The sequence below is a fragment of the Fictibacillus phosphorivorans genome, assembly GCF_001619875.1.
Taxonomy (GTDB): domain Bacteria; phylum Bacillota; class Bacilli; order Bacillales; family Fictibacillaceae; genus Fictibacillus; species Fictibacillus phosphorivorans_B.
Genome location: NZ_LRFC01000023.1, coordinates 355,851 through 375,190, shown reverse-complemented (window position 1 = coordinate 375,190; position 19,340 = coordinate 355,851). Strand labels below are relative to the sequence as shown.

The window sequence follows — 19,340 nt, the reverse complement described above, 5'->3', positions numbered from 1 at the left end:
CTCATTTCAAGATTAATTTAGTTGGGCCAGGTCTGCCTGCTGCCTTTTTAGGAGCAGATCCAGCTTCAAATGCATTCATGATCGCTTCTTGTTCCGTAAAACCGGCTTTTATCTCTTCATCAATTTTCTTAATCATTTCTTTGTAATCTTTAGGAATCACTTTTACGAAATGTGATTGTGCCGTTTTCCAATTTTGTAGAATCGCTGCAGCTTTTTCACTTTGTGTAAAAGCATAATGATTAATGATTTGTTGTTTGACAGATTCTGTTTCTTCCAAATCAATCAATCTTTCAAATTCAATACCCTCTTTGTTGCATAAACGTTTAAACAGCAGAGGCTGATGCGTGTAAATATATGCAATACCACCGCTCATACCAGCAGCGAAGTTCTTTCCTACATTACCTAACACGACCACTCGGCCGCCTGTCATATACTCACAGCCATGGTCTCCGATCCCTTCAACAACAATGTTTGCACCACTGTTTCTAACTGCGAATCTTTCTCCTGCAAGGCCATTAATATATGCTTCTCCGCTCGTTGCACCATAAAAAGCTACATTACCAACAATTGTATTATCATCGGCCAAATAATCAGAGTTTTTTGGAGGAGCAACGATCATCTTCCCTCCAGATAACCCTTTACCGAAGTAATCATTGCTGTCTCCATTCAGGTACATCGTCATCCCTCGTGGAATGAATGCCCCAAAACTTTGACCTGCTGATCCGGTAAAAGTAAGGGTAACTGTATCTTCCGGAAGTCCTGCTTCCCCATATCGTTTTGTAATCTCACTTCCCGCGATTGTACCTGTTACCCGATTCGTATTTTTAATTGAAAGATTTAATGCTACAGGCTTCTGATTCTCTAATGCAGGACTCAGCAGCGGCAGAATCTCCTTCATATCCAGTGAGTGTTCGATTTTATGATTCTGAGAAGTCTGTCGTGTACGAACGCCTTCAGGCTGATAAAGAAGTCTTGAAAGATCAAGATGCTTTGCCTTCCAATGGCTTTTTGCCTTCTCTCCAACCGTTAGTACATCTGTACGTCCTACCATCTCTTCCATCGTCCGAAACCCGAGTTCTGCCATGATTTCACGTATTTCCTCTGCTACAAATCGCATGTAATTTACGACATGGTCAGGGTCACCCATGAATTTTTTTCTAAGTTCGGGACTCTGCGTAGCAACACCTACAGGACAAGTATCCAAGTGACAAGCACGCATCATCACACAGCCTAAAACGACAAGTGGCGCAGTTGCGAATCCATATTCTTCTGCTCCCAATAAAGCGGCAAGAACAACATCTTTTCCTGTCATCAGTTTTCCATCTGTCTCAAGTGTTACACGTTCACGAAGGCCATTAAGCATCAGTGTCTGATGAGTTTCAGCTAGCCCTAATTCCCACGGAAGTCCCGTATGCTTGATACTCGTTTTTGGAGAAGCTCCAGTTCCTCCGTCATATCCGCTGATTACGATGACATCTGCTGCACCTTTAGCAACACCTGCTGCAATCGTACCAACACCTGATTTGGCAACGAGTTTTACACTGATTCTAGCAGCACGGTTAGCGTTTTTAAGATCATGAATCAATTGAGCCATATCTTCAATCGAATAAATGTCGTGATGTGGAGGAGGTGAAATCAATCCTACTCCTGGCGTAGATCCTCGAACATCAGCTACCCATGGATATACTTTATTTCCTGGAAGCTGCCCGCCCTCACCAGGTTTAGCTCCTTGCGCCATTTTAATCTGGAGCTCATCAGCGTTTACTAAATAGTGACTTTTAACACCGAATCTTCCAGAGGCCACTTGTTTGATGCTGCTTCTTCGGTTGTTGCCAAGTTCGTCTGGCATGAATCGAGCTGGATCTTCTCCGCCTTCTCCGCTGTTGCTTTTTCCTCCAAGACGATTCATTGCGATAGCGAGTGATTCATGTGCCTCTTGACTTAATGAACCAAAGGACATAGCACCTGTTTTAAAACGTTTAACGATCTCTTCAACCGGTTCAACTTCTTCTAGCGGAACTCGATTCGTTTCTGGTTTGAATGAGAACAAGTTTCTTAAGAAGGTTGTTCTCTCATCATCTGCAAGTTTAGAAAAGGTTTTGAATAACGAATAATCATTTTTACGGCAAGCCCATTGTAACGTATGAATGGTTTTTGGATTAAAGGCATGATGTTCCCCTGATTTTCTCCATTGAAAGTCACTTCCTGAATCTAATAAGTCGTCGATCGTATCAACAAACCCTTGGAGATGACGTAATTTAGCTTCTTTTTCAATCTCATTCAACGTAATACCATCGATTTGAGAAGCGGTAGCAGGAAAGTAACGGTCAACCACTTCTTTACCAATTCCTACTGCTTCAAAGATCTGAGCACCACGATAACTTTGTACAGTGGAGATTCCCATCTTAGACATTACTTTTACTATTCCATCTGTAATTCCCTTTTTATAAGTAGCGACCGTTTTTGTGAGTGATAGATGGATATGTTCTTCTTGAATCGCTTCTTCTAATGTTCTGTAAGTTAAATATGGATAGATTGCATCAGCTCCATATCCAATTAAGCTTGCAAAATGATGCACTTCCCTTACTTCTCCAGATTCAACTATTAAACTAACTTTTGTTCGTAAACCTTTTTTTACAAGGTGATGGTGCAATGAACTTACAGAAAGCAGTGCAGGGATAGGCGTTTGGGTATGGCTCATTTCGCGATCTGACAAGATTAATAGACTCGCTCCATCAGCTATAGCCGTTTCTGCACTTTGAAATAAAGATTCTAATCCACTTTCTAAATTTTCCGAAAAAAGAGTTTGCAGAACCGCCGTTTTAAAGTCAGAGATTGTAAGGTTCTTGATTTGGTTAAATTCATTCGTTGTTAGAACTGGTGAGTCCAACTGAATTCTCTTCGCGTTTTGCGGACCAGGATGAAGAAGGTTTCCTTCAGCACCGAGCAATGTCATCGTTGATGTTACAACTTTCTCTCGTATCGCATCGATCGGAGGGTTTGTCACTTGTGCAAATAATTGCTTGAAATAATTAAATAAAGATTGAGGGTTATCTGATAATACCGCGAGTGGTGTGTCATTACCCATCGACCCGATCGGATCTTTACCTTCTGTTATAACCGGAATCAAGTACTTATGAATATCTTCATACGTATAGCCAAAAGCTCTTTGTTTACTTCTAACATTCTCTAATGTAACAGCCGGCTCTTCTCCATTCTTTAAATGATGAAGTCCATTAGTAAGCCACACATCATAAGGATGTTCACTTGCCATTTCTGTTTTGATCTCATTGTCAGTGATGATTCGCCCTTCTTCTAAATCAATGAGGAGCATTCTGCCCGGACTTAGTCGTTCCTTATACAATACATTCTCTTCCTCTACTTCAATAACACCAACTTCTGAAGAAAAGATAATATAGTCATCTTTCGTTACGTAATATCTTGCAGGGCGCAGTCCATTTCGGTCCAGAATCGCTCCAATTTGCTTTCCGTTTGTAAAAGAAATCGCAGTTGGACCATCCCATGGCTCCATCAAGCAACTATGATATTCATAAAATGCTCTTCTTTCTTCCTCCAAATGGGGGTTTTCACTCCAAGGTTCTGGAATTAGCATCATTGCGGTATGAGATGGTTTTCTCCCTGCAAGTACAAAAAATTCAAAAGCTTGATCCAATATGGAAGAGTCGCTTCCATCAGCATCTAATATCGGAAGCAGCTTATGAATGTCTTCTCCAAACACTTCAGATACAAACTGCTTTTCTCGTGCTTTCATCCAATTCATATTGCCTTGTAACGTATTGATTTCACCGTTATGAATAATATAGCGGTTAGGATGAGCGCGTTCCCAAGTCGGAAACGTATTTGTGCTAAAACGGGAATGCACTAAAGCAAACGGGGACAAAAAATCCTCATCTTGCAGATCGGCATAAAAAGTATCTACTTGTTCTGGTGTTAAAAGTCCTTTATAAACGATTGTTTGTGAAGACAAACTTGCGAAATACATTTGTAGTCCGTTTTGTCTAGCCCAGTGTTCTGCCTGTTTACGGATAACAAAAAGTTTCCGTTCAAACATAAGCTCGTCAGTGATAGAATCATTACGAGTAATGAAAACTTGCTTAATTACAGGGCAAGTCTCTTTTGCTTTCTCTCCGATTGAATCCGAATCCACAGGGACCGTTCTCCAACCTAGAAGTGTTTGTTGTTCTTCTTCAATCAGTAGATTGATCTGATTCTCTAGTTTCTCTTGTGCCTCTTTGTCATTTGGGAAAAAGATCATTCCGACACCGTATCGTCCTTTTTCAGGCAGAGCAAAATTCGTTACCTTATTAAAAAATTCATGTGGTATTTTAGTCATTAAGCCTGCTCCATCCCCTGTTAAAGGATCGCTTCCTTGTCCTCCGCGGTGATCAAGCTGGCATAGCATATGCAGTCCTTTTTTTACAATCTGATGGGTAGCATGCCCTTTTAAATGAGCATATAGACCAATTCCACAAGCATCATGTTCGTTTTTCGGACTATATAACCCTTGTGGTGCTGGAAATTGACTGTAGGTCATTTTTAACTCCCCCTTAACATTTTCAAGTTGAATATTCGAAACTTTCTTTCATTTAGTTTAAGTTTTATAATTAATCGAAACAATATATAATTTAGATTAAAACGATCTCAAAATGAGAATGATTGGTTGTGACAATGCAATGGAAATTAGACAATTACAGTATTTTATTGAAGTTGCTGAGCGTGAACACGTATCTGAAGCAGCTTTAGCCCTTCATGTAGCGCAATCTGCTGTAAGCCGTCAGATCGCAAATTTAGAATCAGAGTTAGGTGTTGAATTATTCGAAAGAGAAGGAAGAAACATTAAACTCTCTCCTGTTGGACGCTTGTTTCTCACACATGCAAAGACGGCTATGAAAGCGATAGACCATGCCAAAAAGCAAATTGATGAATATCTGGATCCAGAAAGAGGTACGATTAAGATCGGATTTCCTACTAGTTTAGCCGGTCATCTTCTTCCTACGGTCGTTTCCGCTTTCAAACGGGAACATCCTAATATCGCCTTTCATTTAAGGCAAGGATCTTACCGTTTCTTAACCGAGAGCGTAAAAAGCGGTGATATTGATCTGGCATTTTTAGGCCCAGTCCCAACTAATGATCCTGATTTAGAAGGTCATATTCTTTTTACCGAAAAAATATCGGCATTATTGCCTGACCAACATCCATTATCCGAAAAAAGAAGTTTATTATTGAGTGATCTTCGTAATGATGAATTTGTTCTATTTCCAGATGGGTATATCTTACGTGAAGTGGTTGTTAATGCTTGTAAAGAATCAGGCTTTGTTCCTAAAATTGCGTGTGAAGGTGAAGACTTAGATGCGATAAAAGGATTAGTTACTGCTGGGATGGGTGTTACACTGTTACCCGATAGTTCCTTTTATGAAACAAAGCCGCGCTTTACGGTAAAAATCCCGATTGATATTCCAGACGTTAAGCGAACAGTGGGGGTTATTACACCGCGCAGCCGAGAATTAGCGCCAGCTGAACATGTGTTTTATGAGTTTGTCATTAAATTCTTCTCCGTTTTAGAGCAATATCAATAAATCTTTTTATAGCCGGTAGTTCCCTTTTTACTTGGGAGCTGTCGGTTTTTATGCGGATTTAGAAGCAGTGTTCTTATGGGATGGACAAGAATTCAGCTTTTTTCCTTTTTCCTTGATTGAAGGCGTTTTTTCCGTGATCGGAGGGATTTTTTCCTTGATGTTCAGCAAAAATTCCGTGATTACCACTCCATTTTGCTTGTTCCATAAAGATTCTGTTTTTTTCATAAAGAATGCTATAATTCCACACCTATTCCAAATGAAAAAAGCCTGGCATATAGCCAAGCTTCTCTCTTCAATCTTGCATATAAACACCAAATTTTCTTCTGATGTTTGTTTTGCATTGCTTTTTCCTGTTTTATTTAACTAACAGCGTGAGATTGTCCACTTTTTTTTCGAACGTTGCGAATATTAATGCGAATAAGTAAGGAAATGACGAGAGCGACAATGAAAGCTCCTGTGAAAATATAAAGGGTCAAAGAATAACTGTTTGTTGATTCTCGAATCCATGAGACAACAAGTGGCCCGACAAGTCCAGCTGCAGCCCATGCTGTTAGAATATAACCGTGAATGGCTCCTAATTGTTTCGTCCCAAATAAATCACCGATGTAAGCGGGGATCGAAGCAAAGCCACCTCCGTAACATGTAAGGATCACATATACCAACAATTGAAAGAAAAAGGCGTTAGTAACATTGGGTAATAGCACAAAAGCTACGATTTGCAATGCAAAGAATGTTGTATATACATTTGGCCGACCGATATAGTCGGATACCGATGCCCAGCCAATTCGGCCAAACCCATTAAATAGACCCATAATACCTACCATTGTTGCTGCAGCTGCCGCACTTAAGCCAGCAATATCTTGTGCCATAGGAGATGCTACTGAAATAATAGCAATCCCGCACGTCACGTTTATAAAAAGCATGGCCCACAATGCCCAAAAACGGATGGTTCTAACGGCTTCATTAGCTGTTAATTGGGAAAGGTCTTTTGTTTGCTTATCTTCCTTCACGTTATCTTTGCTCATTCCCTCTGGTTGCCAATCTTTTGGAGGTGGTGAAAGATATAGTGAAGATAAGAACATGATCGTAAAATAAACTCCTCCTAATAAATAGAATGTGTTTGAAATTCCGATCCCTGATATCAATCTTGCAATAACAGGACTTGCAATGAGAGAGGCAAAACCAAACCCCATGATAGCAAGGCCAGTAGCTAAGCCCCTTCTGTCAGGAAACCATTTTACAAGAGAAGAAACAGGTGTAATATAGCCGATCCCAAGGCCAATTCCTCCTAGAGCTCCATAGAAAAAGTAAAGCAAATACAAAGATCCAATACTATCAGCGAACCCAGAGCCTAGGAGTCCTGCTCCAAAACAGACGGCTGCTATCATTCCAGAAATCCTAGGACCAAATCGTTCAACAAAATGCCCCATAAAAGCAGCAGAAAGCCCCAGAAATAGAATCGCAATACTAAATGTAAATGAAATTTCACTTAGTCCCCAGTTATGTTCTTCCCGAAGTGGGTTTGTGAATACACTCCAGGAATATACGGATCCAATAGAAATGTGTATTCCTACAGCTGCAGCAGCAATCAGCCAGCGGTTCTTCTCTTTTTTAGCCATCCGTTTTTTCTCCTTTAGATAGATTTACTCTAACGTTTTATCTTTAGTTTGATTCACACGTTTTTCAGGAGTATCTTGTGTTGTTTTTTCATATGGCTCCGTGTCTTGTCCCATCCCTTTCAAGAATTGCATAAGAATGGTGATCGCTTTATTAATTTCTGGATCCTTTAACGAGCGGACCAAATCAAAATAGCTGGTCTTTTCTTCTGTGTCTTTATAATCAGCGACGCGGGCAATACCCGCATTAATTTTTAATAAGAAAGGTTCAAGCTGTTTCACATTGATGATCCCAAGTGTACCAAGAAGCAAGAGAAGGTTTTTTAACGTATTTGTGTTTTCTGGCTTATCTATCGCTTTCACCGCAATATTTAGCACTTTGTCACCTTGCCCGAATAAGCCGTTTAATAGTGCGAGAAGTCCTTTGTCCTGCATATGGTTCATAATCTCCAAGGTCTGCAAGATGGCTGCTTTATTCTCGATTAGAGCATCTTCCACTTCACGAAGGTCATTTGAACGTTTTTCTTCCTCTGATAACGATAGTTTATGAATGTTCTTAATCGCCTTAGCCATGTTGCTCTCGCTCCTTTTCTACAACATCTCCAGGAAAGATATAGTCCTTTCTTGCCCACTTTTTCTCTACACCAACTCCTACTTGTGGCTGTGGATTGCCATAGCGGAAGTTTGTCTTCGGAAGTGGATTCACACCTTCTTCTTTTAGTATTTCGAGCTTAGCACTTGTCTCTTTGTAAGCAGGTGTATCTGTATCTTTATCAGAATAACTGCTTGTGAGTAAATTGATAGCTGCTTCACCGCTATCATTCATAGGTAGATAGACTTCTTTTCCTTTTACTCGATCAGTAATTAAACATTGTACCTTAACACTTCCATAAGGAGAAGATAGTCTTACGAGAGTACCGTCTTTCAGCCCTCTTTCTTTGGCTAATTCATGAGAGACTTCTAAGAAAGTATTTGGTGTTTTTGAAGTAATTCCCTTGGATTGATACGTCATATTGCCTTCATGAAAGTGTTCAAGTAATCGGCCATTGTTAACATGTATGTCGTACTCTTCCCCAAATTCCTTTGGTTCTGTCCAATCAACTGGATACAGGCGAGCTTTTTTATCTTCAAACGGAAATCCGTCTGTAAAAAGGATAGGTGTATCTGTTCCATCTTCTGCTACTGGCCATTGAAGGCTTTTGTATCCTTCTAATCTTTCGTAAGAAACACCTGCAAATAGCGGTGCTAATTGAGCTGCCTCTGCCATAATATCACTAGGATGTGTGTAATCCCATCCTGCTCCAAGCCGGTTGGCAATGTCGCGGATGATTTCCCAGTCTGGTTTAGAGTCACCAAGTGGTTCCATAACCTGATAAAGACGCTGTATCCTTCTTTCCGTGTTCGTGAATGTGCCCTCCTTCTCAAGGCTAGGACTAGCTGGTAGAACGACGTCAGCAAATTGAGCTGTTCTTGTTAAAAACAAGTCTTGAACCACGAAAAAGTCTAGTTTCTTGTATGCCGCATGGACATGGTTGATGTTAGAGTCAACAATCCCCATGTCTTCACCTTTTAAATACATGGCTTTAACATTTCCATCATGTATTCCCTGAACCATCTCGTGATTGTTAAGCCCTGGTTCTTCAGGAATTTTTACGCCCCATGCTTGTTCGTATTTGGACCGAACCTTTACGTCAGCCACTCTCTCATAGGAAGGAAGACGATCTGGCATACTTCCAAAATCACTAGCTCCTTGAACATTGTTGTGTCCGCGCAACGGATAGGATCCTACACCTGGTCGTCCATAGTTTCCAGTTACTAATAGCATGTTGGATATGGCTGTGCTTGTATCACTTCCGCCCATATGCTGTGTAACTCCCATCGCCCAAAGGACACATACACTCTTTGATTGCGAGATCGTTTCAGCTAATTGGATAAGAGTATCTTGAGAAAGACCTGTTGCTTTTTCAGCATAATCTAAAGTGAACTTTTCAAGATTTTCATTGAACGTATCTAGTCCGTTGACATGTTTTTGTAAGAAATCATAATCAGCCCAGCCCTGATCGAGAATATATTTAGTGACTGCTGAAAGCCAAACTAAATCTGATCCTGCACGTGGTTGAATAAACATATCAGCTCGATCAGCCATTTCATGTTTTCGAAGGTCAGCTACGATTAGTTTTTGATTGTGTAATTTATGAGATCGCTTAACACGTGTTGCTAATACAGGGTGAGATTCTGATGTGTTCGATCCAATAACGATAACGAGCTCTGACTTTTCAATATCCTTAATAGTACCAGAATCTCCGCCGTGTCCAACCGTACGGAACAGCCCCATAGTAGCTGGGGTTTGGCAATAGCGTGAACAGTTATCAATATTGTTTGTTCCAATAACACCACGTGCTAACTTTTGCATCAAATAAGATTCTTCGTTCGTGCATTTGGATGAACTAATAAATGTTAATGCTTGTGACCCGTACTGCTCTTTAATTTCTGTAAACTTGGATGCGATCAGGTTGTATGCTTCATCCCAAGATGCTTCTCTAAACGAGTCTCCATCACGAATTAACGGCTTTGTTAGGCGTTCTTCACTATTTACAAAATCCCAGCCGAATTTTCCTTTTATACAAGTTGAAATCCCGTTTGCAGGTGCTTCAATTTGTGGATCTACTTTTAAAATTTTTCTGCCTTTTGTCCAAACGTCAAAGCTGCAGCCGACACCGCAATACGTACAGACCGTTTTTGTTTTCTTGATTTTTTGCTCTCTCATCGCCGCTTCCATATCTGAGATCGCTAATATAGATCCATAACCCGTTTCAACACTTTTCGTTATTTCAATCATCGGACGCAGAGTCTCACGATTGATCCCCGTCATATACCCTGCTTCCCCTTCCATGCCTTTTTCCATCATGGCATTACATGGGCATACGGTTGAACAATGTCCGCAAGAAACACAAGAAGATTCATTAATGGGAACATCTTTGTCCCAAATCACTCGAGGTCTGTCGCGTTCCCAGTCTATTGAGAGGGTTTCGGTTACTTGAACATCTTGACATGCCTCCACACAGCGTCCGCATAAGATACATTGATCTGGGTCATATCGATAAAAAGGGTTAGAATTATCTTTTTCGTATGGCTTATGGTCAAAAGGGATGCTCTGATGATTGATTTTCATTTCCTTTACCGTATTATGTACTTCGCATCCACCATTGTTATAATCACAAACTGTACAATATAGCTCATGGTTAAATAGAATTCGGTCCATACCAATAACCTGCGCTTCTTTTACCTCATCAGAATTGGTATCGATTTCGTCACCATCTTTTAATGTGGTTGAACACGCTCTTACAAATTCTCCATTCACTTTTACAATACAGGTGTCACAAGTTTCGATAGGTCCAAGGCTTGGATGATAGCAAACATGAGGAACTTGTTCAGGGGAATCAGTTAGTAAATTAAGTATTGTTTGATCTTTCGTTGCTTTTGTTTCTGAGCCATTAATTTTAATTGTGAACTCTGACAAATGATCTCCACCCTTTCATAAAGAAATTAACTTACAAAATATTCAGTCATCTCAAATTCTCGTTTCCCTAATCGTTATATCCTTAAACAAAATAGTCTAATCAGAAGAAATTACTTTGCATGTAAAAAGACACTCTTGGGGGAGTGTCTTTACCGTATTTCAGTTAGTTATCAAGATCGATTTCGATTAAATCATACGAGGTTACAATTCCTAAAGGTTTTTCATTTTCACTTCCATTTAAGGTAATAATAATAGCTTCAAGCTTTTTGCCTTCTCGATGCATGTTTTCAAATATTTCTTCTGCTTTAAAGATACTTGAAGTCTTTGAAATAAAAGCAACTAGTTGTTTATTTTTTTTATCAGCAATGTCTGAAATTTTAGCATTGTTTAAGTCAATCACTTGATCAGCAAGGCGGTCAGTTAACCAGTTTAAAAGATAGGTAGCAGTTAAAAGCCAGAGGTACTCGCCTTTTTCATTGTAAATGGGAAAACGGGAATAAGAGGTCTTTCGGATACAGCTAAGCACATCTTCAAGTCGATCACTCTCTTTAAAATGTTGTACCTTTTTCGTTGCAATATTTAATGCTGTTTCAGGTTTCATAAAATATCCCGCAATTTTCTCGATTCGTTCAACAATTTCTAAGTGAGGTTCAGCGATGTAGTAATCATGATCCACCTTTTCATGAACAATTGCATTTCTCAATTTCGCAAACTGAATAAGCTCGTTGTAAAAAGAGCGAATAAGGGAGTGTTTTGTCATGCCAGTCTCTACCAGGTTTTTAAACCTGTCATCTTTCGTATCTTTTACCTTATCAATTAAACATTTGTGAATTTGGTTAAAGGAAATTTCAAACCTTTCTGATAAGCTGTTTTGTTTATTTGTTTTAATGTGGGTAACCGTCATCCTTTATCTCCCCTTAATTATACTCCAGTACCTATTTACTACCCTTTAAGAATCATATAGTAAACCAAGATTGCTATTTAACAGATTGTTGCTTTTGAAAAAAAGGCATGCATCTTTAAATTGAACAGAGTGTAGTGCATACCTGCTACCTGAGAAGCTTCTCGTAAGATTTTAAAGGTCTCATGAAAATATCCCAGCATAACACCGCAGAGATAGTGGTAAGGGGTAAATAAGATTTAAAACAATCTAAACAAAAAACCGAACCCCGCCTGGGATTCGTTTTAACCATTTTATTCACTTTCTGGGAATGGGGGTAAAGGATCGTCCAAGGTTTCCCATTGAGAATCAATCATTTCCTTATCCGTCAAAATACATCGATCTAAATCTGCTATAATTTTTTCTTTATTAAAATCAATCCCTATTAAAACCAGTTCAGTAATTCTGTCACCAAATTCATCATCCCAGTTCGCATTTTGATTCATTTCATCATCTATCAGCTCTTCTTGTTCGCTTAACGGCAATGCTGCAACCCAATGACCAGCAGGCTGAAAAATAATACTCGTTCCTGCTTGGCTTAGGAGTATGGCCCATTCATTTCGAGATGCGACCCAGATAAATCCTTTAGCACGAACAATTTCTGATGGCCAATTTTCTAAAAATGTATAAAGTCTCTCGGGGTGAAATGGTCTTTTCTTTCGATAGACAAAAGAAGAAATACCATACTCGTCTGTCTCAGGAATATGTTCTGTTTCAAGTTCTTTCATCCAACCGGCAGATTCACTGGCCTTTTCAAAATCAAATAAGCCTGTCGATAGAATGTCTTTTGGGTCAACTTTTCCGAATTCAGTTTCAATTAACTTCGCTTGAGGCTGTAATTTTTTTAATACTCTCTTTAATTCTTCTCGATCGTTTATATCTAATAAATCACATTTATTTAAAATAAGAACATCACAAAATTCAATCTGATCGATCAATAAGTCAACTACTTCTCTCGTGTCATCATCATCTAGAGCTTCTTTCCGATCTAACAAACTTTCTCCTGAAGCAAAGTCATTCCAAAAGCGGTTTCCATCAACTACTGTAACCATCGTATCTAATTTACAATAAGAAGCGAGATCCACACCGGATTCCTCATCTAAATAAGTAAAAGTTTGTGCGACCGGGATGGGCTCACTGATCCCTGTTGATTCAATCAAAATATAATCAATTTCCCCATTTTTTACGATACGTTCAACTTCTATTAAGAGATCCTCCCTTAATGTGCAGCAAATACAGCCGTTAGTCATTTCAACAAGCTTTTCATCAGTTCTTGAAAGCTTTGTCTCATTCTGAACAAGGGAAGCATCTATATTGATCTCACTCATGTCGTTAACAATTACGGCAACTTTTAAGCCGTTTCTATTTGATAGAACATGATTCAATAATGTGGTTTTTCCTGCACCTAAATAACCGCTTAATACGGTAACCGGAACTCTTTTCTTAAGTGTATGTATCATTCTTATCTCCTTTATAAATCGTAATAATTACGATTTACATCTTAAAACACTTTATTTAATATGTCAAACAAAGAAAAAACCTACTCATTTTGAGCAGGTTTACAATGTTATTTTTTGACTAGAAAGTAACAAACAAATGATTCTGTTTTATAAAATCCTTCTTGTTCGTAGAGTTTCGCAGCTCCTTCATTTTCAGCATTCACGCATAAAAAACCTTTTTCAAATCCTTCCTCTCTTCCTCTAGTTAAGCATGCACGCAACAAGTGTCTTCCTAAGCCTCTCCCTTGGTATTCTGGTAAGACGGCAAGTGAGTTGACTGTTGCATAATAAGCATCGTTAAAATATTCTTTACCTGTACGAACGACACCGACAGGCTTTTCTTTATGAAACAAAAGTAAAGTTCCGCCAATTAAATAGTCCTCTGCTTTTTCTGCATCTTTTAAGGCTTCAATTGTTAATGGAGTATAGCCAATAAGTTGCTTAAACGCTTCATTCCTTACATTGCAATAAAATTGTTCATCTTCACCTTCTATAAACCTCATTAAGATATATTCTTTTGGGAAAAGAAACGAAGTGCCTTCAAGATCTTCTCTTTCCATAACAAATACATACCGTTCTACATGGAATCCAACATTTTCGAGAAGCGTTCTCAGTTCTTTATGATTTTCATGAGAGAATGTATACATGTAATCTCCTGTGTTTATATGAGAATGAATGGAAGTAATTAGCTCCTGATAAATCAGCTTATCAGGCAACTCACTAAAAAGTATACGAAATCGTGCTTTTTTAGAGGTTATATACTCTTCTGTTTTCAAAAGAGAAACAGCTCCAATTACTTCTCCTTTTTCATCTCTTATCATATAAGCTTGCTCAAGCTCATGAGAATAATTTATGAGTTCCTTATCACTTAAAAACGATTCGTCAATCCTACTTCTATGTTTGACACAAAAGTTAACAAAATCACCTTTTGTTTTCATTGTTACTTGTTCACTTTTCATGTTTGCCTCCTAAATAATCGCTTTAGATAAATTTATTTTAAAGGTGGATTATCATGACACAGAGGCCTCCTTAGTAAAAATGGGCTCTTTATGCATACAGCTTTTAGAAAAGAGCCTACATTATATACAATATAATAATTATTCAGAAAATTGAACATAAAAAAAGATGCGTATCTCAATACACATCATTTTTAGAAGTCTTTCCATTCAATTTTTCCGCATTTATTATCTAAATCCAGTTCAATTTCAAAATCATGTTTTTCATAAAAGTGAACGAGTCTGTCTACGTGTCCCCAATCTCTTTCAGCAATATCACCCTTAATGATCGGAATGTTTTTTTCAGTTGCCGTTTCTTTTAGATATTGCATACAGATGGAACCATATCCCTTATTTGCAGGGCCTTTAATATCTCCAATATGAAGCGTATTTTCATCTTCATACACGGCATCTATCGAAAAGTTCCAGCCATCATATCTTGACTCACAATCATTTATCATAATTTTACACTGGTCAAGCTGCTCAGATTTATATACAATCACTAGATTATCGTCTTTTGTTTGATCTACACCGATTACATCATAATTTTTTGCAATTTGCTTCATGTCGTTCTGCATGCGTAATAACTGAAATTCAAGTTCGTTTCGATCGAGCTTTGTTTCTTTTTCTTGTCCAAGTAGTAACATAAAATCCCCCCTCTTCAAGAAACACACAGTTTCACATTGTACTAGAGGTGGGGACCGATTTCAAATGTTACTTATTAACAATCTGGATGTATGAGATAGAATTCTGTTTGTCTTTCTGTCAAATAATGCATTTTATTGTCCTTAAAACATACCGTTTCTTCAAGATAGATAGGGATATCCTTATTCCATTCAGGAATAAAATGTCTGATATTAAATTCCAATGCGTAGCATGTATTTTCTTCAATCGGCAAATCGCCTCTAATAGGTATAGCTTCTTGATTATCGTATAACCCAATAAGGGGACCTGCTCCGTGACAATGATATCCGATGGGATGTGAATACAGCATAGCCGGAATATTATGTTCTGCTGCTTTGTTTATAACACTTTGGAAGATCTCGTTCCCTGACATACCACCATTACATGTTTGGAAGAAGATATCTTCAAACACATTAGCTGTTTTCATTGCCTTTTTTAATTCGAAAGGAACTTCTGATTCGTCTGATTTTAAAACATATGCTAATTGTTGGGTGTCTGTACACAAACCGAGATATTCGATACCAAAATCTAAATGCAGTATGTCACCATGCAGAATCGTTCCCTCTATTCTGTCAGCAGATCCATTCTTCCGCTGGATGTCCACTGTTGGATAAAAAGAAGTTTTTAATCCAAGGTCCAAAACTCTTTGATTAATCCAAGTAACGATGTCATTTGTAGTTGTAACATTAGGAGTTATTTTTACAGAAGAAAAGGCTTGTTCGACAATTTTCTTTGTAATGTCTGTTAATTCTTTGTATGTCTCTATCTCTGTTGATACGCGTGTCTGCAGCCAATCAATCGCAAGGTTTTCTGAAGATACGAGGTTTGATGAATGAGCGATTCCAATCGAACTTTTTAACTGTTCATAAATAGAGTGACTTAACCCGTCACAGAATGAATAGTAAGAAGATGTATTAATAGCAATATGATCTGGTTGATAAACATCCATAATCCTTCTCAATACACTAAATGAATCTTCCCCTTTTTGAGCGGGATAACAATTGTAAAACGGCTCAAAATGTTTATTAGAAGAAATCACGTACCTTTTGATTTCTTCAGATGTTTTTTCCTTTATGAAAGCAAATATCGTAAGTCTTCTGGAGCTATCAATAGCTGATGGGAAAAAGGTTATGCCGATAGGATCTTCATGATATTCTTTTCCAATTGTAATCCACATATCCGTTTGATGTTTTTTCATTAAAGCAGGCAATAGGTTCTGAAGTCTTGATAATAGCCATTCATCCTTTATACGTTGTTGATCAGCTAAAGGTTTTATATCTATCGACGCTAAATTCCCTTTTGTATGTATTTTCATCTGTTATCTCTCCTTACAATGCTATATCCTTATTTTCTCTTTTTAAGTTTAAAGTCCTTTGAGGTCTCGTTTCATTTTTCAATGCATATGAATAGGAGGACAACGTGTACAAGGAGATGCACCATGTATGAATATATTTTTTCGAGGCGTATTACTGTTAGCGGCAGCTGCATTAGTTGGTGAAAGCTTAGAGTTTATCGTAAACATGGTCTTAGCAAGACAATTGGGCGAACTTGGCTTAGGTCATTACATGTCCATCTTTCCAACGGTCATATTAATTATCATCATTGCTAGTTTGGAACTTCCCATCTCGATTTCGAAATTTGTAGCTGAAAAAGAAGACAGACAACATTACAGCATGTTAAAACATGCTACAAAGTTAACGGTATTACTTACACTTGCCATGATTGTACTAGCAGTCATTATCCTCCCATTTATTCCGGTATTCAATAGCTATCATCCTCTTGTTAGGTGGTTGATGGTCTTATTAATTCCTCTCATATCGCTTACTTCGATTGCCAGAGGTTTTTTTATGGGAAAACAGCAAATGGGAAAACTTGCTTTTTCAAATTTGTTTCGAAAACTGGCGCAGCTTATATTGTTAACGGGGATCTATCAACTTTTCTCATTCGATAAAGAAACCGCTATTCTTATAGCATTGGCTACTTTCGTTGGAAGTGAACTTGTCGTGTTTCTATATCTTTTTACAGCTTATCTGATTCAATATCGGCGTATGGCGTCACACTCAAATGAACACTTGAGCTCTAAAGAGGTAACGAAAAGCCTCATGGCCGTTACGATACCAACTACTGGTTTACGTTTATTTCATGCTGTTACTAACGCTGTTCAACCTTTTCTAATAAAATACTCCCTCTCCATGACGGGTCTTTCTGATACAGCTGCAACAGAGCAGTTTGGTTTATTGGCTGGTGTTGCGATTACGATTGGTTTTTTCCCAGCTTTTATTGCTCATTCACTTTTAGTGGTATTAATTCCGACAGTTTCAGAAGCAACAGCTAAAAAAGATGTGGAGAAACTTAAACTGCTGCTGATCCGCGTGATGGGAATAACCGCGTTATATGGTTTTCCTGCCGTAACGATTTTTCTCCTGTTCTCAGAAAAATTAACCGTTATGTTCTTTCATTCTCATTCAGCAGCTACTTACCTAGAATTGTTATGGCCAAGCTTTTTATTTACCTTTTTCCTTATACCGCTTCAAGCCTACTTAATCGGGCTAGGTTTAATTACCACTGCATTTATACAATCGGTGTGGGCGACTACTCTGTCATTCGTTCTTATGTATATTCTTGGGTCACAACCTTCATTTGGCATGCACGGAATCATTATTGGAATGAATGCAGGTTCGGTTCTGTTGATGCTTCTTCATTATTTTTCAGTGTGTAAAGCAATCGGCATCAATACATGGTTACGGCCGATCAATCATTTTCAAGAATAAGAAAAGCGTCTTAAGAGGAAAACATCTGCCTCTAAGACGCTTTTATGTTATACGACTGATGTTGGCTGTGATAATGCAGCGTGAACGTTATATTTACCGTCTTCTTGTTTTGTAAAATTCCACTGACTTGGAATACGAGAACGCAAAAAGTCGAGTTGCTCGTCTTTAAGGTTCAATTCGATACTGAACTCATTCATTAAGAAGTCTTCATGTTCTATTACCGAATACTTGGTTTTCAGCAAGTTGAGCAATCCGCGAATGGTGATAAATTTATATGTATACCCATTTTGTATAGCCGAAACAAGGGTATCCCCGTTTTGTTCTGCATATTCAAACAAGTAAGCCCAGCTAGATTCTTCTTTTCCTATATGCCGAAGTGCTTCTATATTCTTCGTCTTGATCACTTCTATTAATCGTTCCCCAGTGACTCCACCAGCGATAGCTGATTCAATCAATAAGCCAATCGGCATCGATAACTTAACCATTGTTTCATTCTCCTCTTAGATATAAGCTTTGGGTATTTTTTGAACTGTTTTTAAACTTCGTTGCTCTTGTAAGTGGTTGATCTCCGCTCCAGGTGCTCGCTTTCCGGGGGGGGGGGCGTGCGGTGAGCCACCTAGCGTTATGCGCTGTTAGGGGTCTCACCTGTCCCGCTGATCCCCCAGGAGTCTCACACCTTGCTCTCCAATCACCCCTGCCCACGGAGGCAAATTTCAAAAATGCTCTAGAGATAGAAATCCATACTCTTTCTGCTGACAAAGTGTTAAGACTGCTCACATGTTCTTCTGCCAGCAAGTTTTCAACTAGAGTGAAGAAGGTTCGTGTGAAGAACTTCCCAATTTGAAAACAGAATCATTGCATCATTTCATCGTCTGTATGTGGCTGCGGTGTTTGACCGCTCTCCAAATTACAAACAATAAAATCAGGGCTGCTAGTGCAAAGCTTGTATTGGAAAGAACATCGATTTTCCCCATGTGTCTGACACCGATTCCGATATAAGCCCAGACGAATACGAGTGGAAAAACGAAATCTTTGTTTTGAATTGTAAAAAACATCGCTAACAATGCCCCAACAAATAGCATGATGATTGTCCACGTGACTGACGACAGACCAAAACCGTTCCATCCGCTGTATTTTAATACTACTGCCATATTTACAATCGTTGCAACGCTTATCCATCCTAAATAAATTGAAAATGGCAGCCTGATAAATAAAGATTTTTCTTCTTGTTTTTGAATCCTAGTATAAATAACGATGATAGATAGCAATAAGCCGATCATAACGAGTAAAGATGAGCCAAGTTGTTCATAATGCCAAACAAAAATCCAAGTACAATTAAGGATACAGTTGAACACGGACCATAAACCGATGCTTTGGAATACGGGTTTATTTTGATTCTTTGGCAGCGCTTGATAAATCACCCAGAAGCCAAGCAGCAAGTAAATCAAGCCCCATATGGAAAACACATATCCAGCGGGAGTGATAAGCACGTTATACTTTGCTGATAATTCACCTGTTGTGTTGCCGTTTAGCGGAAGTGCGTTCGCTAGATAATTTACCAAAATTACTGCTAGAAGTGCTATAACATTCAGGTAAGCTCTAATTTTTGAAGACATTCGTTGTTACCTCCTTTTGGATACCTTGTTTCATATATACCCAAATCAGAGATGATTTATGAAAAAAGGCAACCTAAGTTAGATTGCCATCAATAGGATTAA

13 protein-coding genes are annotated in these 19,340 nt (G+C 38.5%); 2 read left to right on the top strand and 11 right to left on the bottom strand.

Annotation, left to right across the window (positions count from 1 at the left end):
* Nucleotide 1: 1 nt before the first annotated feature.
* Nucleotides 2-4,555, bottom strand: coding sequence for a glutamate synthase large subunit (gene gltB / locus AWM68_RS11325; RefSeq protein WP_066241443.1), 4,554 nt, complete (start codon nucleotides 4,553-4,555; stop codon nucleotides 2-4).
* Nucleotides 4,556-4,694: 139 nt separating this feature from the next.
* Between gltB and AWM68_RS11320 the strand changes: the two genes are divergently transcribed.
* Nucleotides 4,695-5,597, top strand: a complete 903-nt coding sequence (locus AWM68_RS11320; protein WP_066241440.1) for a LysR family transcriptional regulator — start codon at nucleotides 4,695-4,697, stop codon at nucleotides 5,595-5,597.
* Nucleotides 5,598-5,956: 359 nt separating this feature from the next.
* Here AWM68_RS11320 and AWM68_RS11310 read toward each other — a convergent pair whose 3' ends face one another.
* From AWM68_RS11310 to AWM68_RS11275, 8 genes are all read right to left on the bottom strand, one after another.
* On the bottom strand, nucleotides 5,957-7,216 hold the full coding sequence (locus AWM68_RS11310) for an L-lactate MFS transporter (protein ID WP_066241434.1): 1,260 nt from the start codon (nucleotides 7,214-7,216) through the stop codon (nucleotides 5,957-5,959).
* 24 nt (nucleotides 7,217-7,240) lie between these two features.
* Nucleotides 7,241-7,786, bottom strand: a complete 546-nt coding sequence (locus tag AWM68_RS11305; RefSeq protein ID WP_066241431.1) for a DUF1641 domain-containing protein — start codon at nucleotides 7,784-7,786, stop codon at nucleotides 7,241-7,243.
* A complete protein-coding gene (gene fdhF, locus AWM68_RS11300) occupies nucleotides 7,779-10,733 on the bottom strand; it encodes a formate dehydrogenase subunit alpha (protein ID WP_066241428.1) in 2,955 nt (984 codons plus the stop codon). The genes AWM68_RS11305 and fdhF overlap by 8 nt, the downstream gene beginning before the upstream one ends.
* Nucleotides 10,734-10,896: 163 nt before the next feature.
* The gene (locus AWM68_RS11295; protein WP_066241426.1) at nucleotides 10,897-11,637 is read right to left on the bottom strand and encodes a CBS domain-containing protein; all 741 of its coding nucleotides are present in this window, start codon (nucleotides 11,635-11,637) and stop codon (nucleotides 10,897-10,899) included.
* A gap of 290 nt (nucleotides 11,638-11,927) precedes the next feature.
* Nucleotides 11,928-13,133, bottom strand: coding sequence for a GTP-binding protein (locus AWM68_RS11290; RefSeq protein ID WP_066241424.1), 1,206 nt, complete (start codon nucleotides 13,131-13,133; stop codon nucleotides 11,928-11,930).
* Between the two features lie 107 nt (nucleotides 13,134-13,240).
* A complete protein-coding gene (locus AWM68_RS11285) occupies nucleotides 13,241-14,131 on the bottom strand; it encodes a GNAT family N-acetyltransferase (protein ID WP_066241421.1) in 891 nt (296 codons plus the stop codon).
* A gap of 191 nt (nucleotides 14,132-14,322) precedes the next feature.
* A complete protein-coding gene (locus AWM68_RS11280; protein ID WP_066241418.1) occupies nucleotides 14,323-14,814 on the bottom strand; it encodes an N-acetyltransferase in 492 nt (163 codons plus the stop codon).
* Nucleotides 14,815-14,888: 74 nt separating this feature from the next.
* Nucleotides 14,889-16,166, bottom strand: coding sequence for a M24 family metallopeptidase (locus AWM68_RS11275; RefSeq protein WP_066241415.1), 1,278 nt, complete (start codon nucleotides 16,164-16,166; stop codon nucleotides 14,889-14,891).
* 127 nt (nucleotides 16,167-16,293) lie between these two features.
* Between AWM68_RS11275 and AWM68_RS11270 the strand changes: the two genes are divergently transcribed.
* Nucleotides 16,294-17,622 carry an oligosaccharide flippase family protein gene (locus tag AWM68_RS11270; protein WP_066241412.1) on the top strand — a complete coding sequence of 443 codons (1,329 nt, stop codon included), beginning with the start codon at nucleotides 16,294-16,296 and terminating at the stop codon, nucleotides 17,620-17,622.
* Nucleotides 17,623-17,669: 47 nt separating this feature from the next.
* Here the strand turns inward: AWM68_RS11270 and AWM68_RS11265 are convergent, their stop codons facing one another.
* Entirely contained in the window at nucleotides 17,670-18,107 is a 438-nt protein-coding gene (locus tag AWM68_RS11265; protein WP_066241411.1) for a hypothetical protein, read from the bottom strand.
* 375 nt (nucleotides 18,108-18,482) lie between these two features.
* Entirely contained in the window at nucleotides 18,483-19,238 is a 756-nt protein-coding gene (locus AWM68_RS11255; protein ID WP_066241407.1) for a TspO/MBR family protein, read from the bottom strand.
* Nucleotides 19,239-19,340: the final 102 nt, after the last annotated feature.

Bases quoted from the DNA above. Each gene is read 5' to 3' on its own strand.
- AWM68_RS11255 (WP_066241407.1), bottom strand. From the start codon at position 19,238: ATGTCTTCAAAAATTAGAGCTTACCTGAATGTTATAGCACTTCTAGCA.
- AWM68_RS11295 (WP_066241426.1), bottom strand. From the start codon at position 11,637: ATGACGGTTACCCACATTAAAACAAATAAACAAAACAGCTTATCAGAA.
- AWM68_RS11265 (WP_066241411.1), bottom strand. From the start codon at position 18,107: ATGGTTAAGTTATCGATGCCGATTGGCTTATTGATTGAATCAGCTATC.
- AWM68_RS11280 (WP_066241418.1), bottom strand. From the start codon at position 14,814: ATGTTACTACTTGGACAAGAAAAAGAAACAAAGCTCGATCGAAACGAA.
- AWM68_RS11310 (WP_066241434.1), bottom strand. From the start codon at position 7,216: ATGGCTAAAAAAGAGAAGAACCGCTGGCTGATTGCTGCTGCAGCTGTA.
- AWM68_RS11270 (WP_066241412.1), top strand. From the start codon at position 16,294: ATGAATATATTTTTTCGAGGCGTATTACTGTTAGCGGCAGCTGCATTA.
- gltB (WP_066241443.1), bottom strand. From the start codon at position 4,555: ATGACCTACAGTCAATTTCCAGCACCACAAGGGTTATATAGTCCGAAA.
- AWM68_RS11275 (WP_066241415.1), bottom strand. From the start codon at position 16,166: ATGAAAATACATACAAAAGGGAATTTAGCGTCGATAGATATAAAACCT.
- AWM68_RS11290 (WP_066241424.1), bottom strand. From the start codon at position 13,133: ATGATACATACACTTAAGAAAAGAGTTCCGGTTACCGTATTAAGCGGT.
- AWM68_RS11320 (WP_066241440.1), top strand. From the start codon at position 4,695: ATGGAAATTAGACAATTACAGTATTTTATTGAAGTTGCTGAGCGTGAA.
- AWM68_RS11305 (WP_066241431.1), bottom strand. From the start codon at position 7,786: ATGGCTAAGGCGATTAAGAACATTCATAAACTATCGTTATCAGAGGAA.
- AWM68_RS11285 (WP_066241421.1), bottom strand. From the start codon at position 14,131: ATGAAAAGTGAACAAGTAACAATGAAAACAAAAGGTGATTTTGTTAAC.